The 25991-nt window shown below is 73.8% G+C and carries 23 protein-coding genes; 13 read left to right on the forward strand and 10 right to left on the reverse strand.

Annotated features, from left to right (window positions below):
• Positions 1 to 75 precede the first annotated feature (75 nt).
• Positions 76 to 1281 (forward strand): exonuclease domain-containing protein, encoded by a 1206-nt coding sequence (locus BJ982_RS15785; protein ID WP_184880815.1) that lies wholly within the window; start codon positions 76 to 78, stop codon positions 1279 to 1281.
• Between the two features lie 15 nt (positions 1282 to 1296).
• Here the strand turns inward: BJ982_RS15785 and BJ982_RS15790 are convergent, their stop codons facing one another.
• The 7 genes from BJ982_RS15790 to BJ982_RS15820 all read right to left on the reverse strand — a co-directional run bounded on the left by BJ982_RS15790 (position 1297) and on the right by BJ982_RS15820 (position 8950).
• Positions 1297 to 2991, reverse strand: a complete 1695-nt coding sequence (locus BJ982_RS15790; protein WP_184880817.1) for a DUF2326 domain-containing protein — start codon at positions 2989 to 2991, stop codon at positions 1297 to 1299.
• The gene (locus BJ982_RS15795) at positions 2981 to 3232 is read right to left on the reverse strand and encodes an ABC-three component system middle component 6 (protein WP_184612720.1); all 252 of its coding nucleotides are present in this window, start codon (positions 3230 to 3232) and stop codon (positions 2981 to 2983) included. Before BJ982_RS15795 ends, BJ982_RS15790 begins: the two co-directional genes overlap by 11 nt.
• Entirely contained in the window at positions 3216 to 4148 is a 933-nt protein-coding gene (locus BJ982_RS15800; protein ID WP_184880819.1) for an ABC-three component system protein, read from the reverse strand. The genes BJ982_RS15795 and BJ982_RS15800 overlap by 17 nt, the downstream gene beginning before the upstream one ends.
• A gap of 83 nt (positions 4149 to 4231) precedes the next feature.
• Positions 4232 to 5845 carry a class I adenylate-forming enzyme family protein gene (locus BJ982_RS15805; protein ID WP_184880821.1) on the reverse strand — a complete coding sequence of 538 codons (1614 nt, stop codon included), beginning with the start codon at positions 5843 to 5845 and terminating at the stop codon, positions 4232 to 4234.
• Positions 5842 to 7215 carry a cytochrome P450 gene (locus BJ982_RS15810; RefSeq protein ID WP_184880823.1) on the reverse strand — a complete coding sequence of 458 codons (1374 nt, stop codon included), beginning with the start codon at positions 7213 to 7215 and terminating at the stop codon, positions 5842 to 5844. Before BJ982_RS15810 ends, BJ982_RS15805 begins: the two co-directional genes overlap by 4 nt.
• Positions 7212 to 7877, reverse strand: a complete 666-nt coding sequence (locus BJ982_RS15815) for a sulfotransferase family protein (protein ID WP_184880825.1) — start codon at positions 7875 to 7877, stop codon at positions 7212 to 7214. The genes BJ982_RS15810 and BJ982_RS15815 overlap by 4 nt, the downstream gene beginning before the upstream one ends.
• Positions 7874 to 8950, reverse strand: a complete 1077-nt coding sequence (locus BJ982_RS15820; RefSeq protein ID WP_184880827.1) for an alpha-hydroxy acid oxidase — start codon at positions 8948 to 8950, stop codon at positions 7874 to 7876. The genes BJ982_RS15815 and BJ982_RS15820 overlap by 4 nt, the downstream gene beginning before the upstream one ends.
• A 77-nt stretch (positions 8951 to 9027) precedes the next feature.
• On the opposite strand from BJ982_RS15820, the gene BJ982_RS15825 reads away from it, so the two are divergent.
• Positions 9028 to 9546, forward strand: a complete 519-nt coding sequence (locus BJ982_RS15825) for an RNA polymerase sigma factor (protein WP_203959155.1) — start codon at positions 9028 to 9030, stop codon at positions 9544 to 9546.
• A 6-nt stretch (positions 9547 to 9552) separates the two neighbouring features.
• On the opposite strand, the gene BJ982_RS15830 is transcribed toward BJ982_RS15825, so the two are convergent.
• Positions 9553 to 10056: an SgcJ/EcaC family oxidoreductase gene (locus BJ982_RS15830; RefSeq protein ID WP_184880829.1), complete on the reverse strand. Its 504-nt coding sequence runs from the start codon at positions 10054 to 10056 to the stop codon at positions 9553 to 9555.
• A gap of 31 nt (positions 10057 to 10087) precedes the next feature.
• Complete coding sequence (locus tag BJ982_RS15835) at positions 10088 to 10681, reverse strand: SgcJ/EcaC family oxidoreductase (protein WP_184880831.1); 594 nt, start codon at positions 10679 to 10681, stop codon at positions 10088 to 10090.
• A 271-nt stretch (positions 10682 to 10952) separates the two neighbouring features.
• Between BJ982_RS15835 and BJ982_RS15840 the strand changes: the two genes are divergently transcribed.
• Both BJ982_RS15840 and BJ982_RS15845 read left to right on the forward strand, forming a co-directional pair.
• Entirely contained in the window at positions 10953 to 11846 is an 894-nt protein-coding gene (locus BJ982_RS15840) for an NAD(P)-dependent oxidoreductase (RefSeq protein ID WP_184880833.1), read from the forward strand.
• Complete coding sequence (locus BJ982_RS15845; protein ID WP_307784640.1) at positions 11839 to 12636, forward strand: SDR family oxidoreductase; 798 nt, start codon at positions 11839 to 11841, stop codon at positions 12634 to 12636. Before BJ982_RS15840 ends, BJ982_RS15845 begins: the two co-directional genes overlap by 8 nt.
• A 178-nt stretch (positions 12637 to 12814) precedes the next feature.
• Here BJ982_RS15845 and BJ982_RS15850 read toward each other — a convergent pair whose 3' ends face one another.
• Complete coding sequence (locus tag BJ982_RS15850; protein ID WP_184880835.1) at positions 12815 to 13513, reverse strand: hypothetical protein; 699 nt, start codon at positions 13511 to 13513, stop codon at positions 12815 to 12817.
• A gap of 419 nt (positions 13514 to 13932) precedes the next feature.
• Between BJ982_RS15850 and BJ982_RS15855 the strand changes: the two genes are divergently transcribed.
• The 9 genes from BJ982_RS15855 to BJ982_RS15895 all read left to right on the forward strand — a co-directional run bounded on the left by BJ982_RS15855 (position 13933) and on the right by BJ982_RS15895 (position 25939).
• On the forward strand, positions 13933 to 14589 hold the full coding sequence (locus BJ982_RS15855; RefSeq protein WP_184880838.1) for a DUF11 domain-containing protein: 657 nt from the start codon (positions 13933 to 13935) through the stop codon (positions 14587 to 14589).
• Positions 14590 to 14662: 73 nt separating this feature from the next.
• Positions 14663 to 15337 carry a UdgX family uracil-DNA binding protein gene (locus BJ982_RS15860; protein WP_184880840.1) on the forward strand — a complete coding sequence of 225 codons (675 nt, stop codon included), beginning with the start codon at positions 14663 to 14665 and terminating at the stop codon, positions 15335 to 15337.
• A gap of 209 nt (positions 15338 to 15546) precedes the next feature.
• Positions 15547 to 16596, forward strand: coding sequence for an AAA family ATPase (locus BJ982_RS15865; RefSeq protein ID WP_203959156.1), 1050 nt, complete (start codon positions 15547 to 15549; stop codon positions 16594 to 16596).
• Positions 16596 to 18617, forward strand: coding sequence for a hypothetical protein (locus tag BJ982_RS15870; RefSeq protein WP_184880847.1), 2022 nt, complete (start codon positions 16596 to 16598; stop codon positions 18615 to 18617). The genes BJ982_RS15865 and BJ982_RS15870 overlap by 1 nt, the downstream gene beginning before the upstream one ends.
• Positions 18618 to 18865: 248 nt before the next feature.
• Positions 18866 to 20089, forward strand: a complete 1224-nt coding sequence (locus BJ982_RS40425) for a CHAT domain-containing protein (RefSeq protein ID WP_184880848.1) — start codon at positions 18866 to 18868, stop codon at positions 20087 to 20089.
• Positions 20086 to 22881 carry a tetratricopeptide repeat protein gene (locus BJ982_RS15880; protein WP_184880849.1) on the forward strand — a complete coding sequence of 932 codons (2796 nt, stop codon included), beginning with the start codon at positions 20086 to 20088 and terminating at the stop codon, positions 22879 to 22881. The genes BJ982_RS40425 and BJ982_RS15880 overlap by 4 nt, the downstream gene beginning before the upstream one ends.
• Positions 22882 to 23062: 181 nt before the next feature.
• Positions 23063 to 23578, forward strand: coding sequence for a DUF6879 family protein (locus tag BJ982_RS15885; protein WP_184880850.1), 516 nt, complete (start codon positions 23063 to 23065; stop codon positions 23576 to 23578).
• 151 nt (positions 23579 to 23729) lie between these two features.
• Complete coding sequence (locus BJ982_RS15890) at positions 23730 to 24254, forward strand: truncated hemoglobin (protein WP_184880851.1); 525 nt, start codon at positions 23730 to 23732, stop codon at positions 24252 to 24254.
• Complete coding sequence (locus tag BJ982_RS15895; RefSeq protein WP_184880852.1) at positions 24251 to 25939, forward strand: FAD-dependent monooxygenase; 1689 nt, start codon at positions 24251 to 24253, stop codon at positions 25937 to 25939. The genes BJ982_RS15890 and BJ982_RS15895 overlap by 4 nt, the downstream gene beginning before the upstream one ends.
• Positions 25940 to 25991 lie beyond the last annotated feature (52 nt).

Genomic DNA, 25991 nt, shown 5'->3' on the forward strand with positions numbered 1-25991 from the left:
GGTGCCCGCGGTTGGGGGAATCCTAGGAGTGCGCTTACCGACGCTTACCAGGGCTTACCGAGAGAGGGCCGGCCGATGCGGGAGCACGGGTACGCCGTCGTCGATGTGGAGACGACCGGGTTACGGCCCGCGTGGCATGACCGGGTCGTGGAGGTGGGCGTCGTCCAGGTGGACGGCTCCGGGCGGGTCACCGGGGAGTGGGGCACGCTCGTCAACCCCGGGCGCGACCTCGGCCCGCAGCGCATCCACCGCATCTCCGCCGCCGACGTCCGCCACGCCCCGTCCTTCGCCGACATCGCCGGCACGCTGGCGGGGCTGCTGCGCGGGCGGGTCGTGTGCGCGCACAACCTGCCCTTCGACCTGCTGTTCCTGTCGAGCGAGTTCGCCCGGCTCGGGGCGGAGGCGCCGCTGCGCCCCGAGGCGGGCGTGTGCACGATGCGGTGGGCGCCGCACTTCATGCCCGGCGCGCCGCGCAACCTCGCCGGGTGCTGCGCGCTCGCGGAGGTCGACCTGAGCGGCCACCATGACGCCGTCGTGGACGCCCGCGCCGCCGCCGGACTGCTCGGCCACTACATCGCGCGCGCCGGGGAACGGGTGCCGTGGCAGGGTCTGTTCGCGGGCTCGGCGGCGGCGCCCTGGCCCGATCTGACCGGCGCGGCGGCCCCGGTGCGGCGCGGCGTGTCCGCCGACCGCGACACCCCCTTCCTGGAGCGCATCCTGGACAGGATGCCGCGCGTCCCCGAGCCCGCCGTGGCCGACTCCTACCTGGCCCTGCTCGACCAGGCGCTCCTGGACCACCACATCTCCCCGACCGAGGCCGACGCCCTGGTGGACTTCGCCGCCCTGATGGGGCTCGGCCGCGCCGACCTCGGACGCCTGCACCTGGACTACCTGGCCGCGCTGGTCCGGGCGGCCATGGCGGAGGGCGAGGCGACCGACGCGCACCGCGAGGAGTTCGCGCACGTCACTCGGATTCTCGGCCTGCCGGGCGACGCGCCCGCGCGGGTCGCGGCGGGTGAGGGACGGCCGCGGCCGGGCGTCCCTTTCCGGCTGGAGCAGGGCGACATGGTGGCGTTCACCGGCGAGACCGAGGAGGAGCGCGCGGTGTGGGAGGCGCGCGCCCGCGTCGCCGGGTACGTCCCGCACCCGCGGGTGACCCGGCAGGTGAGGCTGCTGGTCGCCGCCGACCCCGACACGCTGTCGCGCAAGGCCCGCACCGCCCGCATCTACGGCGTGCCGATCGTCACCACGGAGGCGTTCCTGCGCATGACCGGCCGGTAGCGCGTCGTCGTCCGGTCAGTAGCGCACGCCGAACAGGCCGCCGTCGTCGCGTGCCTCGGTCATCTCCGCGCACAGGTGGTGGTCGAGGCCGGGACGGATCCGCAGCGCGTCCTCCAGCCGGTCGGAGTTCAGCGTCGTGACGTACTGCAGCCGCTCCGCGGCGCAGACCTCCGCGGCGAGCGCCAGCGCTGCGGCGACCTGGCCGATGTCGACGTGCTCGAAGACGTGGCTGTCGTGGACGAGGAAGTCCGGGCCGTGCCCGGCGCGCTTGGCCGTCACCGCCATGCACAGGTCGAAGCAGAACAGCGCCATGCAGCGGACGCCGGATGTCACGTTCCCGCCGATGGCGGGCGTGAACTTGTAGCCGGAGCGCCCCGCCTCGATGGTCAGCGCGGCCGGGCGCGCCTCGCCGTACAGGCGGCGCGCGAACGTGGCGAACATCCGCGAGACCTCCCTGACGTGGTCGCGCCGGTCGTGCAGGTCGGCGTTGATCTGCAGCTCCAACTCGGCGGAGCGCATCTGCAGGTGCCTGCTGCTGTTGCCCCAGCGCTCGACGATGGAGCGGCGCTCGGCCAGCTCGCTCAGGCGGCCGTCGAGGACGGCGAGCTGGCGTTGCAGCTCGGCGTAGGTCTCGAAGGCGCCGTCGGCCGCCAGCAGGCGCATCAGCCCGGCCCGCTCCCGGTCCAGGTCGGCGAGCTCGGCGCGCTCGCGGGAGATCTCGCCGAGCAGCCGGACGCGCTCGGCCTCCAGATACCCGCGCCGGTTGGCCACGACGGACCGGTGGAACGCCTCGACCTCCTCGAACCGCCGGGTGACCTGGCCGGGGAGCACGAAGGCCAGCTCGTCGAAGACCTGGCGCAGGTAGTCGTGGCCGGGCAGGACGTCCTCGTCCCGCGAGATGGCGGCCTCGACGTCCTTGACGCCGCGCTCGGTGACCACCAGGTGGTCGTTGATCTCGCGGATCCTGCGGCTCAGCTCGTCGGCGCGCTCCCGGTGCCAGGCGTAGCGTCCGGCGACGCGGAAGTCCACCATCTCGCCGGCCAGGGCCTCGCGCCGGCTCTGCAGCGCGCGGATCTGGGCGTCCAGGTCGTCGCCCCGGCCGAGCGCCATGCCCATGACGGACTCTTTGGCGATCTTCCGCAGCTCGCGCAGGTCGCGGCCGGTCTCGCTCACCTCGCGCACCTTCGTCACCAGGCCGACGTCCAGGGCGAACAGGTGGGCCAGCATGGGCTGGGTGTCGATGACGCGCTGCTTGCGGTGGGTCTCGGTCGGCGAGGAGAAGCCTCCGGCGGCGACGTCGCGCAGGTAGTAGGCCGCCAGGGAGCGGAAGGACGGCTCGCCGCCCCCGCCTGTCAGCCCGAACAGGCCCTTGCCGAGATAGCCGCGGAACTTCTGCAGCCGCATCGCGACCTCGTTGACCTGGGCCGACGCCAGGTTGCCCGCGCTGCGGGTGATCGTCCTCGGCTGGCCGAACAGGTCCAGGGTGAGGCCGAACTCCGCGTGCGCCAGCTCGGCGCGGCGCAGCGGGTGCCCCGGGCGGACGTCGGCGCCGAGCAGGAAGTCCAGGACGCGGACGAAGCTGGTCTTGCCGACCGGGTTCCTGTCATCCCTGCCCGCCGTCCTGCTCCTGCGGGCGACCGCGATGTTCAGGCCGTCTCGGAAGTCCGCCTCCTTGAACTCGGGGAGGTCGCTCTTGAGCTCATGCAGCACGGCTCTTCCTCATCAGCTCTCCGTTACGCTGCTCGACGGCCCCGAGCGCGTAAAGGACGTCCAGGGCCAGCGAGAACCACCAGAACGGCAGTGCGGATCGCATTCCGCGGGCCGACCGCCACTCCAGCACCCGGTCCCACACCACGCTCACGGTGCCGGGACGTTCGAGCTGGATCAATATCTGCGCACCGACGGCGAGCAGTGCCTGGTCGGTTGGTATGGCCTTAGAAGGAAGCAGCACGGCTTTGCTCCTCCGGCGCCTCGAATATCTCACATTTCTCGAAGAAATGGGTGACCACCATGAGGGCCGCGCTGCGCTGCTGCGCCTTGTCGGCGTATCCGCCGCCGCGGAACGCCTCGACGACCAGGTCGTCGCACAACGCGTGGAACACGGCGTCCGGCGATTCCAGCAGCGCGCGGTGCCCGGCGAAACGCGCCCGCAGGTTCTCGGAGACCTGGGCCTGTTCACCGGGAGAGGCGAAGGTGAAGTAATAACGGACGTGGCCGGTGTGCACCTGGAAACGCCTGATGAGATCGGCGACCTCGGGGCCGAAGCCGTTGTGCTCGATCTTGCCGTGCGCGACCTCGCGCACCGGGTCGAGCCCGGGGGTCAGACGCGTCCTGGCCAGCGATTCCACGCACCGCGCGATGTAGCTCATGCCCGCCGGATGGTCCGAAGGCGGCGAGCCGGTGATCGTCGCGAGCCGCTCGCGCGGCAGGAACGCGCAGTGGTTCCACAGGACCTGGGGCGGCCACAGCTCGATGCGCACGGACCCGCGGTGCTGGCGCCGAAGTTCGATGACCGCGCGGGCCGCCATTTCGGGCAGTCCATTCGCGTTGTTGTGTACGAACGCCCACCTGTCCATGCTGTCACCCCAGTATTTCAACGCCGTGGTGAAATCACTCTCGATCTTCCTCGTCACGTATCGCTGATTCGGATTCCCCGCCCCGTAGCAGGCCAGCATGAGACCGCCGACCCATCCGTCACACCCCTTGTCCCCGCGCCCGGATGGATCGACCGCCACGAAGTCGCCAGGATGAACCGCGTGCATGAGGTCATTGACGAACGCCTGCCATTCGAAGCCGGTCTTCCTGGTCGACAGAGATATGAACTGGCTGTGGAACCAGGCCCTGTCCTGGTCGTCGTGTGAACTCATCGGTTCCTCGGGTACGCGCATACCGGCTGCGCCCGTTAGGCCCTGATCTGACAATAACGCCGAACGCCGTGAAGGGCGGATGGTCAGAATGGTGAGTTCTTCGTCGGCGAACCCGTGGGCGGAACAGAGGGCGAAACAGGGGGCGAAACCGCGCCCGTGGGCGCGCCCGGCGGGGGAACGAGCGCGGCGAGCGCCTCCTTGTCGGGCTTGCCCGCCGAGGTCACCGGGATCGCGTCCACCACCGTGATCGTCCGCGGGACGTGGCCGGCGCTGAGCGAGCCGCGCACCAGCGCGAGCAGGGCCTCCCGGTCGACCGGCGCCGTGAGCACGACGAACGCGTGGAACGCCTCCCCGGTCTCGGCGTCCCCGGCCCCGAGCGCGCACGCCTCGGCCACCGCCGGGTGGCCCGCGAGCGCGCGCTCGACCGCGCCTCCGTAGCAGACCTCGGCGTTCACCATGATGACGTCGCGGCTGCGCCCGCTCAGGTGGAGCAACCCGGTCGGGCCGAGATAGCCGAGGTCGCGGGTGTGCAGCCAGCCGTCCCGCAGCACCTCGGCGGTCTCCTCGGGCGCGTTCCAGTAGCCGCTCATCATGTGCGGGCTGCGCACCCAGATCTCGCCGACCTCGCCGGGCGCCACCGGCGCGGAGCCGTCCCGGCGCAGGGCGACCTCGACGGCGGGCAGCGGCCGCCCCACCGACTCGCGCGCCGCGGGCTCGCGCGCCAGGTCGTCCGGGGTCAGCATCGAGATCACCCCGGCCTCGCCCTGGCCGTACCCCTGCCAGACGATGGGGCCGAGCCGCCGTACCGCCTCGGTGAGCAGGCCTGGCCCCGCGGGGGAGCCGCCCAGGACCACGGCGCGCAGGCTGCCCACGTCCACGGGGCGCTCGTCCAGCGTGGCGAGCATGAGCCGCAGGCGCGGCGGCGGCAGGAGGATCGCGGTGAGGCGGTGGCGCTCGATCGCCCCGGGCAGCACGGGCGCGGAGTCGTCGTCGCCCGGCAGGACGGCGGTGCCGCCCGCGATGAGGCAGCGGCCGAGGTAGGTCATCATGACGGGCCCGGCGAGGCTCTCGGAGATGAGGCAGCGCCCGAACCCGGTCATGAGCTCCGCGAGCGGCGCGGGCCACCGGTCGCGGCGGTAGGCCAGGCTGAACGCGTGGTAGGTCTGCGCGCACGCCTTGGGGCGGCCGGTGCTGCCGCTGGTGAACGTCAGCCGCGCGATGTCGCCGGGGCGTCCCCGCGGGGTGAGGTCCGCCGCCCGCGGGACGGCGAGCAGGTCGGGGGCGTGCGGGCTCGGCCCGAGGGACAGCGCCCGGGGGCCCGGCGCCTGCCGGCTCGGCCCGAGGGCCCGGGGGCCGGGCGCCGGAGGCGCGCCGGGGGAGGTCACCACGGCGTCGAAACCGAGGCCGAGCGCGTACTCCGTCTGGCGCGGGCTCCAGCCGGGACGCGGCGCCGCCACGCGGCAGCCCAGCGCGTGCGCCGCCAGGTGCGCCGCGTACGCCTCGGGCGACAGCCCGGTCGCCAGCGCGACCCCGCGCCCGGGGCCGAGCCCGGCCGCCCGCATCCCGGCGGCCAGCCGTGCGGCGAGGTCGAGCACCTCGCCGCACGTCACCACGCGCCCGCCCTGCACGAACGCGACCCGCTCCGGGGAGGCGCGCAGCGCGCCGAGCACCGGCCCGGGGAAGACCTCCTCGTTCACGCCGTGCGCTCCTGGCTCGGGTACGGCGTCTCCTCCGGCCCGGTGGCGGCGTTCCCTCCGGCGGTCGCCTCCGGGGCGGCGGCGAAGTGGCGCCGGCAGAGTTGTCGCCTGCGCGCGTCCCACACCATGTAGGTGCCGAGCACGAGCTGCGTCAGCCCGCGCCCCACGTCCTCCCACCGGTCGCGCACGCGCATGAACGCCAGCGCCGCGCCGAGCCACCACGGCCGGGCGCCGCGCGGGAGCACCAGGCACGGGCCCCGGTTGGGCAGCGAGCGGGTGTGCGCGGCCGAGGTGTGGAAGTCCAGGCGCGGCACCAGCGCGGCCACGACGGCGCGCATGGCCAGCGGCGCGAGCCGCCAGGCCGGGCAGGGCCGGTTCGCCGCCACGCCGAACGGGATGTGGTTGGCCTCGCGCGCGGACAGCGTCTCCCACCGCGCCGGGTCGAACCGGTCGGGGTGGGCGAACCCGGTCCGGTGGAACTCGGGGTAGTTGAAGCACAGCACCGTCCCGGCGGGCAGGGTGGGGCCGCCGTCCAGCGCGATGTCGGCCGAGGTGACGCGGTGCGCGATCCCGAACAGCGGGTACAGCCGCAGCGTCTCCTCGATCACGTGGCCGAGCGGCGCGAGGTCGCGGGCCAGCGCGTCCTGCGTCTCCCGGTGCCGGGCGAGCGTCATCAGCACGTGGGCGGTGGCCTCGGACTGCTGCACGACGGCCGTGTTGAAGAACGTCCCTTGCAGGTACAGCGCCTGCTCGACGCGGGTGAGGCCGTCCGGCAGCGGGTGGCGGGCGTCGTCGAGGCGGGTCAGCAGGTAGCGGGTGAGACGGTCCCTGCGCCCCATGTGGCGCAGGCCGCAGGCCTTGAGCGCGGTCACCACGTCGTCGGCGTTGGCCACGATGAGGGCGCGCGCCTCGGCCGGGCACTCCTCGCCGAAGACGAGCTCGTAGAAGAACTCCGCCCACATCGGCATGAGCAGGTCGCGCAGCCGCACGAACCCGGACGGGCGCAGGCGCCCGGCGGCCCGCGTGGCCATCGCCGTCACCTCCGCGGACGGCAGGCCGAGGAACCCGCGGGTGGCCCGCGCGACCCGCTCGTAGCGCTCGCCGGGCTCCAGGTGCTCCTGGTGGACGTCCGCGCCGGGGGACAGCCAGTACCAGAACAGGTCCGACAGCGCGGCGCCCCTGCTGCGCCCGTCGGCGGCCGGGTCGGCGTACACGCGGCGGAACCGCTCGACCGGGACGAGGTCGCCGGGCACGGGGACGCCCTCCTCGCCGTTGATCCGCGTGAAGATCCACATGCGCAGGCGGACGACGACGCGCGGCAGCCAGTACGGCAGGCTGAGCACGAGGGCGGCGGCGGCCAGCGCGATCATAAGTGCCGCCTGGACTCGGCCATCCTCGCCTCCACCCGCCCCCAGAACCTGCCGGGGTCGTTCAGGTGCGGGTACTCCTGGTCCGGCACCGGCACGCCGAGGAACGCGCACAGCGGCGCCCACCCCGAGCCGGGCTCGCAGACGAGCAGCCGCTCGGCGGGCACCTCGGCGCGGACGGCGGCGTTGTGCTCCTCGTAGACGGCGATGGCGCGCTCGCGGTCGGCGAACCCGCCGCGGAAGAAGCCGTCCCAGATCATGCGCCGGTGGAACCGCGTGAACACCTCCATGCCGGGGACGACGCTCAGCGCCTCGCGCGCCCGGGGGTCGGAGGAGGTGCCGAACATCGGGTAGATCGTGCGCGCGACGCTCTCGTACCATCCGCCCGGCTCGCGCACGGTCAGGATGACCTTGGCGGCCGGGAACGCGGCGGTCAGCTCGCGCCAGAACGCCGCGCCCGGCCAGTCCACGCTGGACTCGTAGCCCGCGAAGACGGCGGACCAGTCGACGGCCTCGCCGCGGGCCGCGGCCTCCCACAGGGGCAGCCGGTCGGGGTGGTCCAGGACGTGCCGCCCGTGGAAGCACGGCCCGAAGCCCAACGTCTCCAGGGCCGCCTTCAGGGACAGGGTGCCGGTGCGTCCCACACCCACGCCGATGACCTTCATCGGCCACCACCTTCCACGACGAGATCACGGGGAACCGACAGGGGAGAGTCGCACCCGCACAGGGTGAGCGCGTTGACCAGCTCGGCGCGCAGCAGGGACAGGACGCGAGCCACGCCCTCCTCGCCGTCCGCCGCGAGCCCCCACAGGACGGGACGGCCGACGGCCGCGGCGCTCGCGCCGAGGGCCAGCGCCTTGACGACGTCGGTGCCGCGCCGCACCCCGCCGTCCAGCACGAGCGGGATCTCCCCGCCCACCGCGTCGGCGATGACCGGCAGCCGGTCGATCGAGGCGGGCACGGTGTCGAGCTGCCGCCCGCCGTGGTTGGAGACGATCAGCCCGTCCACTCCCCGCCGCACGGCGAGCCGGGCGTCCTCGGGGTGCAGCACGCCCTTCAGCACGATCGGCAGGCCGGTCACGCCGCGCAGCCAGTCCAGGTGGCGCCAGGAGATCTCCGGGGACAGCACGACGCCGCGCACGTCACCGCCGATCTCGCGCAGGTTCTCGCAGCGCATGCCGGGCGGCAGGTCGTGGAAGCCGTTGCGGTCGCCGCGCTCGTTGCGTCCGAGCGCGGGGGAGTCGACGGTGACGACGAGCGCCGTGCACCCCGCGGCCTCGGCCCGCCGCACGACGGCCTCGGTGAAGCCGAGGTCGGGCTGCACGTAGAGCTGGAACCACAGGGCGGCGTTCTCGTCCACCTTGCGCGCCTCGCCGGCGACCTCCTCGATCGCGGTCGTGGACAGCATCGCGGCGATCATGATGACGCCGGCCCCGGCGGCGGCGCGCGCGGTGGCCCGTTCGGCGTCGGGGTGCGCGAGCCGGTGGAAGGCGGTCGGCGCCATCAGCAGGGGCATGGACGTCCGGTGGCCGAGCACGGTCGTCTCCAGACCCGGCGGGCCGAGGCCGCGCAGCACGCGCGGCACCAGGCACAGCCGGCGGAACGCGGCCTCGTTGGCGGCCGTCGTCACCTCGTCCTGCGCCCCGGAGGCGAAGTAGTCGTAGAAGACGGGGTCGAGCGCGTCGCGCGCGGCGTGCTCGAACTCCCGGACGTTGACAGGTCCTCTGACAGACTTCACAGAAGTAATACGAAATCAGGGGTATGGCGGGATTCATAGGGGTTGAACCGGCCTGATCCTTGATCCGTCAAGTAAACATGGCGCTCTCGGATGAGGCACTCGTCGCGGGCATGGCCTCGGGCGACGCGGACGCCGCCGCGGCGTTCGTCCGGCGGTTCCAGGCGCGCGTCCTCGGCATGGCGAGGAGCGTGGTCGGCGACCCGGACCTGGCCGAGGAGGTCGCCCAGGAGGCGTTCGTGCGCGTGTGGCTGCGCGCGGCCGGCTACGACCCGCACCGGGCCCCGGCCGCGGCCTGGGTCCTCACCATCACGCGCAACCTCGCCGTGGACGCCGCCCGCCGCCGGCGGCGGACCGAGCCGGAACTCCTGCCCTGCCCGCTCGCGCCGCCCGCGCCCCCCGTCCCGGACGACGCCGCGGGGGACGGCCTCGCCGCGGCGCTGCGGGCGCTGCCGCCCGAGCAGAGCCGCCCCATCGTCCTGTCGGCGGTCTACGGCCTCACCGCCAAGGAGATAGCCGAGTGGGACGGCCTCCCCCTGGGCACGGTGAAGACGCGCATCCGCCTCGGGCTCGCCAAGCTCAGGGACAGGCTCGGCTGAGGGCCGTCACCTCGGCGGATTGACCAGCGTGTTGTGGAAGGACCGCACCAGCCACCGGCCGGAGTCCTTGACGACGACGCTCGTGTTCCACGACAGCGTGTTGGGGTGGCAGCTCGTCTCCTTGGCGAAGAAGACGCAGCCCTTCCTGATGATGTAGGCCAGCGTGGGGGACAGCATCTGGATCTTCTCTTCCAGCGTGATGATGCGGCTGTTCTTGAGCTGGGCGCCGAGGTAGCGCTGGAAGCGGGTCCCGATCTCGCGGCCGGTGTGGATGTGCTCGCCGGTGACGTTCACGAAGTCGGCGTCCGCCGTGTACGTCGCACCGTACGCGTGCCCGTCCCCGCGCGCCCACGCCCCGGCCTGGCGTTCCCAGAGCTGGGCCAGCGCGGCGCGGTCGGCGTCGCTCGGGCCCGCCTGGGGCGCCGGGTCCGCGACGGCCGCGGAGGCGGGCATGAGCGCGGCGCCGAGCCCCAGGGCGGCCGCGAGGACGGCGTGGGTCGGTCGCCTCATCCGGTCATGGGTGTCCATTCGTGTCCCCCGGTCATTGCGTGGTGTCGAAGTGGGTGCCGGCGCTCAGCGGCGTGGCCGCGGCGCCCTGGTCCTGGACGAGCGTGTTGTGGAAGGACGTGACCAGCCACTGGCCCGCCTTCTTGACGACGACGCTGGTGTTGATCGAGAGGCGGTCCGGACGGCAGGCCGTCTCGCCGCCGTACAGGACGCAGTCCCTGCGCACGATGATCGCGGTGGTCGGGGAGAGCTTGCGCACCCGTTCGTCCAGCCGCAGGATGCGGGTGTTCTTGAGGTCGTGGTCGAAGTAGTGCTGGAGCCGCGCGGCGATGATGCGACGGTCGTGCAGGTGCTCGCCCTTGATGTTCACCAGGTCGGCGTCCGGGGTGTAGACCCTCGCGTAGGCGACGGCGTCGCCCCGCGCCCAGGCCTCGGCCTGGCGCTCCCAGACGCGTCGTAGCGCGAGCTGGTCGGGGTCCTGCGGGGCGGACGGCAGGTGGGAGGCGGCGGGACCCGTCGCGTCCGGTGTCACCGCGGCCGTCGGCGGCGCGGAGGTGACGAGTGTGGCCCCGAGGCCGCCGATGAGCGCCAGACGGACCGTTCTCCTGGTGTGTCGACGAATGTCCATGCGTGCCCCCGTTCAACGTGCGCTGGAGCAAACGTATAAGCGGTTCCTCTCATTGATGGCTTGACGGGATCATGCGCCTTCTTATGATTCGGCAACCCGTGCGTACAGGTGTGCCGGTCGAAGTCGGCGTTGTATGGCTTCATGAGGTATTCCCGGAAGCGCCGCTTTTGGCACCTAAGTGGGACTTCTTGGATTCTGTACCATTTTCATCCTTCGTCCGGTGTGTCCGTCTTGTGAGTGGGGGAGGAACGGCGGCGAGGGGGAGTGACATATGCAGATAGCAGTCCTGGGAATGGGGAACATGGGCCGGGCGGTGGCCCGGCGGCTCATCGACCACGGAACCGAGATCACCGTCTGGAACCGGACACCGGGCAAGGCGGCCGAGCTGGTGCAGGCGGGCGCGACCGAGGCGTCCACACCCGCGGAGGCCGCCAAGAGCGCCGACGCGGTGCTGATGTCCCTCGCCGACGACCGCGCCGTCCTCGACGTCGCGGGACGGCTCGCCGACGCCACACAGGCGGGTGACGGGGCCCCCGTCCTCGTCGACATGAGCACCGTCTCCCCGCAGACCTCTCGCCTGCTCAGGGACGCGGAGCCCGGCCGCGGGTTCGTGGCCGCCCCGATCATCGGAGCCCCCCAGACCATCGCGCACGGCCGGGCGACCGCCCTCGTCGCGGGCGAACGGCGCCTCGTCGACCGGCTGGAGCCGGCGCTGTCCCAGATCTTCCACGCCCACACCTACTGCGGCGAGGACCCCGGCGCGGCGACCACCTTCAAGCTGCTCAACAACTACCTGCTCATCTCGGCCATGGCCGTCGTCGCCGAGGTGGTCGCCGCCGCCGAGGCCGCCGGGCTCGACACCGAGCTGCTGCGCGGCGAGCTCCACCAGTGGCCCACCGTCCCGCCCGCCATCCTCAACCGCATCGACGACACGGTCGGCGGCGACCACCACGGCTGGTTCAGCACGCGGCTCGGCGCCAAGGACGTGCGGCTCGTCGCCGAGGTGGCGGAGTCGAACGGGCTGACCCTGCCCATCGCGCGCCTCGTCGAGAAGCGGTTCGAGGAGGCGGCGCGCCACACCTCGGCCGAGGCCGACATCGCGGCCGTCGTGGAACTGGTCCGCGCGGAACGCGGCCCCCACCCGGCGGGCGCGGTCCGTGGGTGACCCGCACGGCCCGGACGGCCGCCGCGCCCCGGGCGTGACCGGCGGCGGCCGGGACCGCCCGGTGACGGCGCTGGTCACGGGCGCGAACCAGGGCATCGGCCGCGAGATCGCCGCCCGGCTCGCCGGGCTCGGCATGACCGTCCTGCTCGGCGCGCGCGACCCGCGCAAGGGCGAGGAGGCGGCGCGGGACCTGCGCGCGGCCGGCGGCGAGGTGCGCGCGGTCCAGCTCGACGTCACCGACGGGGTGTCGATCAAGAGCGCGGCCCAGTACGTCGGCGAACGGTTCGGCGTGCTGGACGTGCTGGTCAACAACGCCGGCATCCTCGGCGACAGCGTCGGGCAGGCGCCGGGCACGGCCGAGCTGGACGTCGTCAGGCAGGTCTTCGAGACCAACGTCTTCGGCGTGATCGGCGTGACCACCGCGATGATCCCGTACCTGCTGCGCTCGCCCGCGGGACGCGTCGTCAACGTCACGAGCGGCCTCGGGTCGCTGACGCTGATGAGCGACCCCGAGGGCGTGTTCGGCGGGCGCCCCGCCTCGGTGGCCTACGTGCCGTCCAAGACCGCGCTCAACTCGCTGACCGTCCAGTACGCCAGGGAGCTGCGCCCGCACGGGATCCTGGTCAACGCGGCCGACCCGGGCCTGTGCGCGACCGCCTTCACCCACGGCGTCCCCGGCCTCACCCGCACCGCCGCCGACGGCGCCGCGATCGCCGTACGCCTGGCCACCCTCCCCGACAACGGCCCCACCGGCGGCTGCTTCGGCGAACACGGCCCCATCCCGTGGTGACAGCCCACATCTGAACACGATCGGGCCGCCCTTACGCAGGTAGCGGCCCGATCCCTGACATTTCGCGATCCCCTAGGGCGGCGCGGGGACGGGCGGTGGCGCGGAGGCGGGCCCGGACGGGCGCGGGGTCGTGCTCGTCGGGTTCGCGCTGCGGCGAGACGGGACCGGATGAGCGGTCTCAGAGGCTCTTTCTCCTGCGGCGGGTCGTCAGGCGGACGAGGAGGGCGCCGAGGAACAGGCAGGCGCCGGCTCCGGTCAGGGCGAGGGCGAGGGCGCGGCCGTCGAAGCCGGTGAAGGGCAGTCCACCGGGCCGCGCGGGGGCGGGGCCACCGGGAGCGCCGGCGCCGGGGGACCCGGGGTCGGTCATGCCCGCGGTGCCGTCGGAGGAGCTGGGTTCGGTCTTGCGCGCGGTGCCGTCGGAGGAGTTGGGTCCCGTCTTGCCGGGGGTGCCGTCGGAGGAGCCGGGGCCGGTCTTGCCCGTGGTGTCGACGGAGGTGCCGGTGTCGTGGGAGCCGGTGCCGTTCTCGGTGAACTCGGTCGTCTGGTCTCCGGTGATGACGGTGACGCCGGCGTCGCGGCCGTCGTGCTCGCGGGGCGTCGCGGGGGCGCCGCCCGGTTTCTCGGGGGGCTCCCCGGGGGGTAGCACGCGGACCGTCACTCCCACGGAGCCGGAATCGGTGCGTCGTGGTGCGGGCGCCGGTTCCGGCGGCGCGGCAGGGCCGGTGCCGAGGGAGGACGCGGTGGGAGGGGAGGCGGACGGCGGGCCGTGCCAGAAGGCGCCGGCGCCGGTGGTGGCCGAGGCGGTCATCGTCGCGAAGAAGGTCAGCGCGATCGCGGTCTCGATGCCGAGCAGGACCGGCGTGAAGCGTCTACCCATAATTCCCCCAAATGGCACCGGCGACCAGGTAATTTGCCATTGACCGAATATCTTTGCTCTTTCGGGTTTTACCCCCTTTCGTGGGTGCTCTCACTGTCATGACGGCCTATCTCGCACCATCGCCACCTCTGCGCGCTGAAAAATGGCAGCGGTTATAGTGAAATTTGACGTGTCGTTCCAACGGAGCGGCGCCGTCGGCCGCGTACCCGCGCCGGCGGCGGCATTCGCGGGTTCCCCGACCGCACTGTGCTCCGCGGCGTAACGCGACGCCGGGACGGCGCGTTCCCGAGAAAACGCACGGCGCGTCGGAGGTGATGCCCGCAGAGGAACGCTCTGCCGGCATCTACCATTCTCGAAAGCGAACCCGCCCGCGCGCGGCCCGCGTGGAATGAACCCAGCGCCGTTAAAAGGTATTAATCATGTTTTTTCGCGTCACACCGGTGCGCCCGGCCGCCGCGCGCGGTGCCCGCGCCGCCCGCCCACGCCGCGCCGTCGCGCTGAGCTCGTTCGCCGCCGCCCTCGTCGCGTCCGCCGGGGGCTTCACGGCAGCCGCCGCGCATGCCACCGTGCCGCACCCGGCCGAGCCCGCCTACGCGCTGCGCATCGGCATCGACAACGGCCAGACGAGCGTCCGGCCGGGCGACCGCCTCACCTACACGATCCAGGTCAGCAACACCGGCGCCAAGGACTCGCCCGACCTCGTGCTGAAGCAGATGGTGCCCCCCGGGCTCAAAGTGCTCTCCTCCACGCCCGAGGGCACGCTCGCCAAGGACTCGATCGCCTGGCGGCGCGCCGTGCCCGCGGGCAGGACCGACCGGCTCAGCGTCGCCGTCGAGGTCGGAAGCTTCCCCGCCCAGCTCCGGCGGCTGGCGGCCGTCGTCTGTGCCTCGGTGAAGAACGAGAAGCGCCCGATCGTCTGCGCCACCGACCTCGACCGCCTGCCCTCCGCCGCCCCGCCGCCGGGCGGCGCGTCCATGGGGGCGGGGCTCTGGTGGGCGCTCGGCGCGGTCCTCGCGGTGCTCGTGGCGTTCCTCGGACCGCGGGCACGCCGGGCGCTGCGGCGGGCACGCCCCTAGGGATGCGCCGGCCGATCGCGGGTAGCCGGTCACCGGGGCCCGGCGCGCGGGCGCCGGAGGGGAGGACGACGCCGTGACCACCGCCGACGGAGAAGCCTACGACGCCTCGCCGTACGTGCCCGAGGGCGCCGACCTGGACGAACTGCGCGCCGCGGCCGCGGACTGCCACGGCTGCCCGCTCTACCGCGACGCCACCCAGACCGTCTTCGGCGAGGGCGCCCCCTCGGCCCGCGTGTTGCTCGTCGGCGAGCAGCCGGGCGACCAGGAGGACCGGCAGGGCCACCCGTTCGTCGGACCGGCCGGGCGGGTGCTGGAACGCGCGCTCGGCGAGGCCGGCGTCGACCCCGGCGAGACCTACGTCACCAACGCCGTCAAACACTTCAAGTTCACCGTGCGCGACGGCGGCAAGAAGCGCATCCACAAGCCGCCGAGCCTGCGTGAGATGGCGGCCTGCCGGCCGTGGCTGGCCGCCGAGATGCGGCTCATCCGGCCCGAGGTGGTCGTCGCGCTCGGCGCCACCGCCGGGAAGACGCTGCTGGGCCCCTCCTTCCGGGTGAGCGACCGGCGCGGCGTGCCGGAACCCTTCCCCGGCGAGAAGCCGGAACTGTGGAGGCACGTCATGGGTGAGGGCCGCGCCTGCCTGGTCGCGACGATCCACCCCTCGGCGGTCCTGCGCGCCGACGACCGCGACGCGATGTACGCGGGCCTGCTCTCCGACCTGCGCCGCGTGGCGGACGCCTTGCGCTGAGCCCCTGCCGAGTTCCCGTGCGGAGTTCCCGCGCTGAGCTTTTCCCCGCGCGGTGGCGTATCCGGCTGTCTACGCTAGGTCAGGGACAATCCCGCGCGGTCCTATGCACACTTTGCGTGTCGGTCCGTCGCGGTCACCGACGGGACGGCCGCCCGGCCCACGCGCGGAACGTCCTTCGGGGGACGACAGGTCGCGGCGAAGGAGGGGTCTTGGGCGAATGGGCGGCACCGGCAGGAGCGCCGATCACGGCCGGCGGATCGGAATCGGGACGGGAGGCGGGCGCGGCCGGCGAATCGGATCCGGGGCGGGAGGCGGGCGCGACCGAGGCGTTCCCCATCCTCCCTTACAGCTACGTCGTCGGGCAGGACGCGCTGTGCCGGGCCCTGGAGATCGCCTACGTCGTGCCCGCCGTGGGCGGCGTCCTGGTCAGCGGCGAGCGCGGCACCGCCAAATCCACCACCGTGCGCGCCTTCGCGCGCATGATGTACGGCGAGCTGCCCGTCACGCTGCCCATGAACGTCACCGACGACCGGGTCATCGGCGGCTGGCGCATCGACGCGCTGATGGCGGGCAGGACCGAGCCGCAGCCGGGGCTGCTCGAACACGCGGGCCGCCAGGGCATGCTCTACATCGACGAGGTCAACCTCCTGGACGACCACATCGTCAACCTCATCCTCGACGTCGTGTCCACCGGCCTGCTCGTCGTCCAGCGCGAAGGCCTGGACCGCCCCGAGATCCCGCTGTCGTTCACGCTCGTCGGCACCATGAACCCCGAGGAGGGCACGCTGCGGCCCCAGCTCCTCGACCGCTTCGGCCTGCTCGTCCCGGTGACCGCGGAGCCCGACCCGCTCGTGCGGCGCGAGATCCTGCGCACCGTGTTGCGCTTCGACGAGGAGCGCGCCCGGCCGTCCTCCGACTGGCTCGGCCAGGGCGCGGTGCTGGACCGGGAGCGCCACGCCAGGATCGTCGCCGCGCGCGAGACCGTCCACGACATCCGGCCGGACGACGACACCGTGTCGCTGTGCGCGCGCGTCGCCGCCGAGTTCCACGTCGCCGGCCATCGGGGCGAGATCGTCATGGCCCACGCCGCCCGCGCCACCGCCGCGCTCCAGGGCCGCACCACCCTCATCCCCGACGACGTCCGCGCGGTGGCCCCGCAGGCCCTCATCCACCGCCGCCGCGAGGCCGCCTACGGCGACGGCCTGGACTGGACCGACAAGGACCAGGACCGCCTGGACAAGGTCATCGACGAGGCGTGATGCCCGACCACGGCACCGTCCCATCCTCCGGACCTCCCTCCGGACCTCCCTCCCCGCCCCTCGGCCTACGGGAGCGGGTCGCGACGGGCCTGGCCTGCGCCGCGGTCGAACCCGGTCTGGCCGGGATCCTGCTGTTCGACCTCGACGCCGACGTGATCCTGCCCGTCGTGCACTGGTTCGCCGGCCTTGCCGGGGTCTCGCCGACGCCGGTCATGCTGGGCGCCACGACCACTGACGACGACCTGTGGGTGCGTATCCGCCCCTACCCGGGCGAGGCGGGCGGGTTTCGGCTGGAACGCGGCCCGCTGGTGGGGGAGGGGCGCGCCCCCCGCGTCGTGGTGGTGCCCGACCTCGCGCGCCTGGGCGCCGCCGGGGCCCGCGCGGCGCTCGCCTCCATCGGCGCGGACGTCACCCACCTGGAGCGCACCGGCGTCCAGGCCCGGTGGCGGCCCCGCGACCACTGGATCGCCTGCTGCCGCCGCGACGAGGTGGGCCGGGTCTCCCCCCACCTCCTGGACCGCTTCGCGCTGCGCCTCGACGCCGCCGGGCTGAAGCGGACGGCCGGGCGGGACGTACTGGACGAGCCCGACCCCCAGTGGAGGCGCGCCGTGCGCGCGGGACGGGTGCCCGGCGCGTCGCGGGACGCGGTCGAGGCCGTCGTGGCGGCGCTGTCGCCGGCCGGGCCGCGCCGGGACCTGGCGCTCGGGCGCGTCGCGCGGGCGCTGGCCGCGCTGCGGGACGACTCCGTCGTCGAGCGGGAGCACGTCGAGCAGGCCGCGCACCTGACCGGCGTTTTCGCCGCGGCGCGGCAGGACGGCCCGCGCGACCCCGCCCAGCCCTCCCCGTCCCCGGCGGGCGCGCAGCCCGACGCCCGGCAGGAGCCGGGCCCACGCCCGGTCGAGGTGCCCGCGGGCGAGGCCACGCCGCTGCCGTCCGGGCCGCTGCCCGCCGTCGAGACGCCACGCGAGCCGTACCCCGAGGACCACGCCGACCCCGACCACGACGCCTACCCCCTGCGGCTGCCCCCTTACCGCCGCGCCGGCGGCGGCCCGGCCCGCGGCCACCCCATCGGCACCCGGCCCGCGCGCGACCTCAAGGACATCGCGGTCGCCGCGACGCTGCTGGAGGCCGCGAAGTTCCAGGCCGTCCGCCGCGAGGAGCGCGACGGGTCGCGCCGGGACGGCGACCGGCTGCTTGTCGAGCCTGTGGACCTGCGCGGTCACCGCAGGGCCCCGCGGCCGGGGAGCCTTCTCCTGCTGCTGCTCGACCACACCTGCCACCGGGGCTGGGACTGGTACGAGCCGCTCGCGCCGTACCTGCGCTGGGCGTACGCGGCCCGCGCGCCGGTCGCCGTGGTCGAGGTCGGCGCGGCGGACGCGCCCGACGAGCTGCGCGCGGAGATGTTCGCCGCGCGCGGCGTGCTCGACCCCCGGGTGGCCACGGCCATGGAACGCCTGCCCGGGCGCGCCACGCCGCTCGCGCACGGCCTGACGCTGGCCGGGCGCGCCCTGCGGCACGGCACCCGACAGGGGGACGCGGCGATCGTGGACGCGCTGCTGGTCGTCGTCACCGACGGGCGTGCCAACGTGCCGCTCGCCGCGGGCCTGGCCGGGCGCATGCCCGAGCGGGTGGCGGCGGAAGGCGTGGTGGACGCCGTCGAGGCGGCGCGTCGCATCAGCACCCTGCGCCGCGTCCGCAGCGTCGTGATCGACCCCGGCCCGCGCCCCGGGGCCTATCTCACCGCCGCCCTAGCCGCCGCCCTCGGCGGCACGCTCGTCCCCGGCGTCCCCGACGACCCACCCCACTCCACCGCCCCCGACGAGGGGCCGCCGTCGGCGGCCGCGGACGGCGGATCCCGATCGCTGGCCTCGGACGAGGGGGCGCGGTCGGGGGCCTCGGACGAGGGGGCGCGGTCGGCCGCCTCCGACGAGGGGTCGCGGTCGGCCGACTCGGAGGACGGGTCTCGATCGGCTGCCGCGGACGGTGACTCGCGGTCGGCGGTTCCGGGGGAGGACGGATGACGGCCGAGGGGCGCCGCAGGTTCTTCGGGGCCGTCTTCGGCTCGTCACGGCGCACCGGCGCCGCCCCAGCAGCCCCGGCACCTGCCGCTCCGACAGCCCCCGCACCTGTCGACCCGGCAGCCCCCGCACCTGTCGATCCGGCCCCCGCACCCGCCGCGCCGGCCCCTTCTCCAGGCCCGCCGCCGTCCGCCTCGTCACACTCCGCCTCGTCCGGCCCGGTCCACGTCCCGTCGCCGGGCTCCGGACCGGTGGCCGGGGAAACGCTGCCGCAGAGCCGGGTCACGGAGGCCCGGGGCGCGGGGGACGTGCGGATGCGGGTGGTCGAGGACGCGGGCGACCCGATGGTGTTCGACGTCGTCGAGGCCGACCTCGGAGCCGGGCTGCCGGAGGGCATGGCCCTGCTCACGGTCGTCCCCGTCCACCAGGAGGGGGGCGCGCCCGGCTTCCGGCTGCGCGGCGTCTGCTGCTGCGGCGAGACCACCGAGTTCGCCGAGGTCTACGGGCGTCCGCGACTGGACCTGCGCCAACTGGACTCCAAGGGCGGTGAGCTGCCCGCCGACGTGCTGAGCTTCATGCAGGTCTGGTCACGGCCGAAGGCCGAGCTGACCCGCTGGCTGGACCGCCGCATCGTCGCCCACGGCGACCGGCTCCAGCTCGTGATCTGGGACGACACCGGATACCGCATCCCGTGGGAGCTGTTCTGGCTCGACTACGACGGCGGCAGGTCGGAGGGATGGCTCGGCGGCGTCGTCACGCTGACCCGGTGGCTGTCCATCCGCACCGCCTGGCCGGAGACCGTCCGCGACTACCGCTCCGCGCACACCTGCACCGGCCCGGTGGCCGCCTACGTCGAGCCCCGGATGACCCACGACCACGCCCTGCTCACCTCCTACCACGTGGAGCGGAGCGACAGCATGCCCGCCCTGGCCAAGGCGCTCCGCGAGTACGGGACCGCGCTCGCCCTGGTCTACGTGGCCTGTCACGGCGAGTTCGGCGACCAGGTGACCGAATCCGCTCTCGGTGGCCTGCCGCTGCTGCTCGCCGACACGATGAAGTTCCTGCGGCTGCGGTCGGCGGCGACGATGGTGTTCCTCAACGCCTGCCAGTCGGGCTCGCTCGGATACGACACCGACCGGTTCAACGACCGGGTGCTGCGCGGGTTCGCCGAGGTGTTCCTGCGCTCCGGAGCGGCAGGCGTGCTCGCCACCAGCGGGAACGTCGGCGACCGCGAGGCGTGGGAGATGGCGCGCGAGCTGTTCCGGCACATGCGCGAGCACCCGGGCCGTCCGGTGGCGGAGGCGCTGCGCACGCTGCGGGCCCGCGCGGCGACGCTGTCCCCCGCCGACCTGGCCGGCGTGTCGGGGACGGCGGCCGATGCGGAGCTTCTTCCGCTTTTATATCGGTTCATGTACGTCTATTACGGGAGCCCGCGCACGCTGGTGACCCCGGACGTGGCCTTGGGGGCGTCATGAACGGTGCCGTGCCCGGTGGAGCCGCCGCCACCTCCGGCGCCCGGCTACGCCTTGAGCCCGTCGTGAGCTGGCCGCGCGACATGACCGCGGGACGGCCTCACCTGGTCGCGGTGGACCTCCGCCTCGCGGGCCCGCCGGAGGAATGGCCGTACGACGAGGAGGAGTTCGCGTTCACCTGCCTGCTGGACGGCTCGCGGGCGTTCTCCGTGGCCGCGCTGCGGGACGCCGCGGTCATCGTCCACCGCTTCGGCGGCTCCTACGGCCCCGCCGAGTTCCTCGTCACCCCGGAGCCGGGCCCGCGCGACCGCGCGCTGCTCCTCACCATCGTCACCCCCCGCGGCGTGATGATCCGCACCACCGAACTCCCCGTCCGCGTCCACGCCGAACCCCCCGCCGGCCTCCCCGTCCCGACATTCCCGGTCATGTCCGGCATCGCGGCCGCCGAGGCCGAGGGAAGCGGCGTCTACTACTCCGACGGGTACGTGGGGCGCGCCCGGCCCGCGGAACCTCTACCCGCGAACGACATCCCCGTCGCCACGGACGACGAGGCCCCGCGCCGCGTGTGCGCCGCCATCGACATCGTCGCCTACGGCGAGGCGACCCCGCGGATCCAGGCCGAGCTGCAACGTGAGACGCGACTGGCGGTGTCCGCGGCGCTGACCGCCACCGGGCACGACGCCGGCGAGTTCACCGTCAGCGACGGGGGCGACGGAATGTTGATCGTGTTCCCTCAAGGGGCCGTGGACGCCGGGCTGGTCCCCTTGTTCCTGTACGGGCTTCGTGCGGCGCTGGCCCAGGACGACCTGTTGGAGCCCCAGGGGCCGCGCCTGCGGCTGGGCGTCGCGCTCGCGGTGGGGTCCGTGCTCCCGGGTCCGGTCGGGTTCGGCGGCTCGGCCGTGGTCAGCGTGGCCCGGATGCTCGGATCGGCCCCGTTGCGCGAGGCCCTGGCCGACGCGCCCGAGGCCGATGTGGCGATCATCGTCACCGACGCGCTGCGCCGGCGGGCCGAGGGCGATCGCATCGCCGGCCCGGACGCCCCGGAGTTCACCCGGGTGACGACCGTCACGAAAGGCTCCATGGACGTCTTCTGGATCGCCGTCCCGGCCGCCCTGGAGCCCGCCGGGCTCGTCGCCGCCGACGAAGGCGAGCAGGGTGACGAAACGGGCGAGGAGACCGTGCGGCCCCCGAAAGGGCAGCCGGCCGTGGAGACGACAGGACCGCGGGGCGTGCCGGAGCTCCCGGAAGCCGCGCGCCGTCCGGAGGACGAGCAGCCGCCGCTCACCCAGGCCGAACGCCACTACCGCAGCAGCCTCTCCATCGCCGAGCGCCTGGTGGCCTCCGATCCCGCCAACGTGGAGGCGCAGCGGGATCTGAGCATCGCGCACATCAACCTGGGCAACCTGCTCAGCGCCCAAGGGGAACTCTCCCTCGCGGAGCCGCACTACCGGGACAGCCTCGCCATCGCCGAACGACTCGCCACCGCGCATCCCGCCAACACCCAGTTCCGGCGGGACCTGAGCATCTCGCACAACAACCTGGCGAACCTGTCCAACGCCAAGGGCGACCTCCCCCAGGCGGAACTGCACTACCGCAGCAGCATCACCATCGCCCAGCGGCTCGTCACCGACGACCCCGCCGACGCGCAGGTGCAACGGGACCTCGGCGTCTACCACAGCAACCTCGGCGATCTGCTCACCGCCTCGGGCGACCTCAAGGGGGCGGAGCGTCACTACGGCAGGAGCCTGGCCATCGCAGGGGCCCTGGCCGGCGCCCACCCCGCCGACGCGCAGGTGCAGCGGGACCTCAGCGTGTACTTCAACAAGGTGGGGGACGTGCTCGCCGCGCGGGGCGACCTCACGGGGGCGGAGAGCCATTACCGCAACGGCCTGGTCATCGCCGAGCGCCTGGCGTACTGGGACCCGGACGGCGGCGAGGCGCAGCGCGACCTGAGCATCTCCCACAACCGGGTCGGCGACATGCTCATGGCCCGCGGCGACGTCGCCGGGGCCGAGGGGCACTACCGCGCCGGCCTGGCCATCGCGGTGGACCTCCTCGCCCGGGATCCCGGCGGGGCGGTGGCGCGGCGCGACCTGAACATCTCGCACAACAAGGTCGGCGACACGCTGAGCGCGCGCGGCGACTTCGCCGGGGCGGAGTCGCATTACCGGGCCGGCCTGGGCCTCGCCGAGGCGCTCGCCGATCTCGATCCCCGCAGGTCCGAGGCCCAGCGGGATCTGAGCCTGTCGCACAACAGCCTGGGCGACCTGTACACCCGGCAAGGTGACCTGACCCGTGCCGAGGACCACTTCCGCCGGGCCCTGCTGATCGCCGAGCGGCTGGTCGACCACGACCCCTCCCGTCCGGGCAACCATCGCGACCTGGGCATCTATCACAACAAGCTGGGGGACGTGGCGCTGGCGCAGGGCCGGGCCGAGGACGCCGGGCGGCACTTCGGCACGAGCCTGTCGATCACCGAGCGGCTGGTCGCCGGGGAACCGGGCAACCTCCAGCTCCAGCGCGACCTCAGTGTCTACCACAACAAGATCGGGGACGTGTACGCGGTGCGCGGCGAGTACGACGCGGCCGAGCGGCACTTCCGCGACGGCCTGGTGATCGCCGAGCGGCTCGCGGCCGGGGATCCCGGCAACGTCCAGGCGCAGCGTGACCTGAGCATCTCGCACAACAAGCTCGGCGACCTGCTCAGCAGGCGCGGCAAGCCCGGGCAGGCCGCGACCCACCACCGGGCCGCGCGGCAGGCGCTGGAGGGCGAAGAGGGCACCGACGCCGGTTGACGGAGCGGCCCGCGTGGGCTCCCGGCGCGGCAAGAAGAGCAACCTGCGAGAAGACAAAAATTCTGGGGCACTGTCACGATTTGTGTCCAGGCGAGCGGGCTGTCCGGTCCAACAATCGCCTTTTATCCGAACATCGAGCGCGTGATCCGGTTCGGATGGCGGGGCTCGTTACGGAGGTCACATGACGACGACCGTCCCGAAATTCGAAGAACTCATCGCCGGCACGGAGTTCTCGGCGATCCACCTGGAGATGCGTGACATGTACACCCCCAAGGGGGCGGTGTACGTGGACTGGAAGGCCGGCATCCCCATCGAGTACGACCGGCACGGCGGCTGGGTCGAGCTGGTCGGCGCGGCCGTGGCCAGGGGAGTGGACTGGCGGCGCGCCCGCGTCGTCTCCGAGCCGGTCACCGACTTCATCCAGTACGAGTACGAGACCGCGACCATCGTGAACGTCCCCGCCGGGGAGAACGTCCGGTGGCTGCCGCGCCGCCTCGCCTCCGACCTGCTGCTGCCCGGCAACGACTTCTGGGTGTTCGACAACCGCCTGGTCCGGTTCACCCACTTCGCCGGCGACGGGTCCTACGGCCCGCACGAGCTGAGCGACGACCCGGCGCTCGTGAAGAACTGCGTCGACGCCTTCGAGGCCGTCTGGGCGCGCGCGATCGACCACAAGGACTACACCCCCGTCGTCTGACGCAACGCCCCGCGCGTCCCGTCCCCACGCCGGCCCCCGCGCGCCCCGCGGGAGAGACCCGGCGGCGGGACCGCGCATCCCGACCAACCCCGTGGCCGTGCCGTCCCCTGTGGCGCACGGCCACGCCCGGCAGCGGCCGACGGGAGTACGAATGCCATCCAAAGCCGTCCCCGAGCACGACGGAAAGGTGCTCATCGTCGCGGACGAGGGAGTCAGACCGGCCGAGCACATGACGCCGGCCGACGTGGACAAGAAGGTCGGCGACTTCTACGCCGGCATCGGCGGCGAACCCTTCTTCTGGGCGCTCGCCACGCGGTTCTACGAACTGGTGTCGCGGGACGAGGTTCTGCTCCCGCTGTTCCCCGTGCACGACTGGGTCAGGCACGCCGAACGCCTGACCGCGCACTACGTCCAGATCTACGGGAACAACGACCTCACGGCGGCGTGGGACCCGCGCCTGCACCAGGCGCACAGTCACATGCTCATCACCCGGGAGCAGCGCCTGCGCTGGCTCGCGCTGATGAAGGAGGCCGGCGCCTCGCTGGGCGCGCCCGAGCCGCACTTCACCGAGTTCCTCACCATCATGAAGATCGCCAGCGGCGAGATGATGGCGGTCTCACGCGGCGCCGCCATCGCGCGGGGCGTCCGGTTCCACTGGGACGGCACGCCGCGATGACGCCGCGGCCCCTGAACCGCGTCGCCGTCGTCGGCGCGGGCGCCGCGGGCGCGTTCTTCGCCCTCGAACTGTCGCGGCTGCGCCCCGGCACCGCCATCGACCTGTACGACAGGGACGAGCGGTCGCCGGGCGCGGGCATCGTGATGTCGTGGGAGTTCGCCGAGCGGGTGCGCGCCGTGCACCCGCGCGCGTTCGCCCTCCCCCCGGAGGCGATGGCCACCTGGGACCGCACGCTCACCCTGGTCGGCGAGGACCGCGTCTGGTCGGGCGCGTACGGCATGTTCGGCCTGACCCGCCGCGTCTTCCGCGACCACGTGCGGGCGCTGGCGTGCGAGCCGCCCACCGTGACCTTCCACGCCCGGGACGTGACCGCCGACCCGGGCGGGCACGACCTGCTGGTCGTCGCGGACGGCGCCAACAGCCGCCTGCGGGCGGCCCGCGACCACGGCACCGTCACCACGCACGGCCGCACGGTCTTCCTGTGGATGAGCACGCCCGCGCTGCTGGAGCCCACGTTCGTCCTCAAGTGCGTCGGCGCGGGCGTGCTGATCGTGCACGCCTACCCGCACGGCGCCGCCGAGAGCACCTTCATCGTCGAGGCCGACCCGGACACGCTGCGGTCGCGCGGCCTGCTGGACCGGCCGCTGCACGAGGTCGAGACGATCCTCGCCGGCGTCTTCCGCGACGAACTGGACGGCGCGCCGCTCACCGCGCGGACCTCGGGCTGGCGTCCGTTCTCGACGGTCGTCAACGAACGCTGGCACCACGGCCGGGCCGTCCTGGTCGGCGACGCCGCGCACACCGTCCACTTCTCCATCGGCTCGGGCACCGCCCTGGCCATCGACGACGCGTTCTGCCTGGCCAGGTCGCTCGCCGCGTGCGACTCCGCCGACGACGCCCTCGCCGAGTACGCGCGGGCCCGGGCGCCCGTGGCGGCGGAGGCGCAGGCCGAGGCCAGGGACAGCCAGCGCTGGTTCGAGACGCTGAGCCGCCGCGACCGGCTGTGCGGCGCCCAGACGGTCTTCGCGCTGCGCAGCCGCAGGGACGCCAACACCTTCGCGCGGCTCGGCGCCCGCGACCCGGAGTTCGTGGCGCGGGCCATGGAGACGTACGCGGGCCGCCCCACCCGGGCCGAGCCGGTGGACGTGCCGCTCACCGTGGGCGACCTCAGGCTGCGCACCCGCATGGTCGGCGCGGGCCTGGAGCGGGACGCGCCCGTGCTGCTCTTCCCCGCGGCGACCGGCGACCGCCCGTGCGCGGTGACCCGCGACGTGCCCGCGTCCCCCGTGCCGCCCTGCGTGCTGGTGACCCCGGACGGCACCGCCGACCCGCGGGCCCTGCGCGCCGCGGGGGCGTCGGCCGTCGGCCTGCTGATGTCGGGGGACGAGCCCGTGGCGGACACGCCGGCGCGCGGGTTCGACTTCGTCGCCGTCCCCGCCGAGACGGGCACGGGGCGGATCGCCAGGACCGGGCTCGCCGACCGCGTCCGCCACGAGAGCGACCTGCCCGTGCTGCTGCTGTCGGCGGAGCGGATGTCCCGCGACGAGGTCAACACGTTGCTGCTGGCCGGGCGCGTCGACATGGTCGCGTGCGTGGACGCGCGCGACCTCGCCCGAGGCGCGGCTCCCGGGGACGGATCGCGCATTCTGGAAGATGCCGCCGTGCGAATCGGGCCGGAAGAGTGAGGGGAATGGGCGGACGCCACCCCGAGAGTCCTCCGCGGTCAAGGGAGGCACG

It is taken from the genome of Sphaerisporangium siamense, from assembly GCF_014205275.1.
GTDB classification, from domain to species: Bacteria; Actinomycetota; Actinomycetes; order Streptosporangiales; family Streptosporangiaceae; genus Sphaerisporangium; species Sphaerisporangium siamense.